Source organism: Streptomyces sp. NPDC058955 (assembly GCF_042741435.1).
GTDB lineage: Bacteria > Actinomycetota > Actinomycetes > Streptomycetales > Streptomycetaceae > Streptomyces.
In genome coordinates this window covers 1-1,334 of sequence record NZ_JBHYKM010000193.1, presented here as the reverse complement: position 1 = coordinate 1,334, position 1,334 = coordinate 1, and the positions used below count along the sequence as shown (strand labels likewise).

Genomic DNA, 1,334 nt, shown 5'->3' with positions numbered 1-1,334 from the left:
TACCTTTTCCTTTTGGCGGCCTTTTTTTTTTTTTTATACCCCCGGGGGGGGCCCCCCCCCCGGGGGGGGGGGGGGGGGCCGGGCCCCCCCCCCCCCCCGCGCCCGCCCCCCGCTCCGCCGCCTCCACCGTCCGCGCCGACACATAGACCTCGGCCCCGAGATGGGCGAATCCGACGGCGAGCGCGCGGCCGAAGTAGCGGGACGCGCCGGTCACGACGACCCGCAGATTCTCGAATTTCATTGGGCTTCTGCTCTCCCCACGGATGCGGCTTCCACTGGCCGGTCCCTTGCAGCGTGGCAGAGGGAAGACGCTCCGGAGCTGGGAAAAGGGCTGCGCGTTCACGCCGTTGCGTGGATGCGCCACGGCAGCGGGCAGCCGCGCAGCACGGTCGCCCGCTTGTGGTGCACGCTCACCCGGTCGGGGCGGGCGGAGACGGTGACGGTGCCGCCCGGCGTCCGGACGGCGCCCTGGACCGCCGGCACGACGGTCCCGTCCAGCGCCCCCGCCGCGGCGAGCGCCGCGGCGCCCGTCAGCGCCAGCCGGGGGTGCCAGCCGCCGACGGTGAGCGCGCGGACGGAGAGCCCGCGGGGCGTGGCGTCGACCGTGGCGATCTTGGGGAGCGCGGAGTGCGGCGGGTGCCCGAGGAGCCGGGCGGCCTCGGCCCGGAGCGCCAGCAGCTGGGCCTGCCCGCGGACCCGGTGGGCCTCCACGAACACGTAGGGGTTCCCGTACGAGACCAGGCTGACCGGCACGCCGAGGAGACGGTCGCGGGGGCGGCCGGTGGGGAGGGTGCCGGGGGCGTCGGGCGGCCGGAGGAAGTGCAGCGTGTACGCGTCCGGCTGCCGCGGCTCCGGCTCGCACAGCACCGTGTCGCCGGTGGTCAGCGCGCGGACGGTCACCGGACCCGGGCGGCCCTCGGCGACGACGCAGGCGAGCAGCGAGTGCCCGCACCCGGCCCGGAAGTCGAACCCGCCGCCGGGCAGGGCCTGCACGAACCGGTACCGCAGGGTGTCGTCCGCCCCCGCCCCGTAGAACGCGATCTTCCGCAGCCGGGGGTCGAGCCGCGCCAGCTGCGCCAGCTCCCGCGCGACCCCGAGCACCCCGCCCGGCACCCGGTCCACCCGCACGACCAAGGTCGCCCCGGGCGCGTCATGAGCCCGCACGACAAGCGCGCGCGCCGCCGTTTCGTCGTGGGCTGCGGGCCGCGCCGCCGTTTCGTTGTGGGCAATCGTTCCGCAGGGCGGAACGGGTGGGCACAACGGAACGGCACCCCTAGCGGTGCCTCCGCGCCCCGCGCCTGGACCCGCACCCGTACGGAGCCGTACACGGGGTG

General features: G+C 76.2%; 1 protein-coding gene. It reads right to left on the bottom strand.

Translation table 11 applies throughout. The features are described from left to right. Nucleotides 1–339: 339 nt before the first annotated feature. Nucleotides 340–1,128, bottom strand: coding sequence for a hypothetical protein (locus ACFW1I_RS37060; RefSeq protein ID WP_384678307.1), 789 nt, complete (start codon nt 1,126–1,128; stop codon nt 340–342). Nucleotides 1,129–1,334 lie beyond the last annotated feature (206 nt).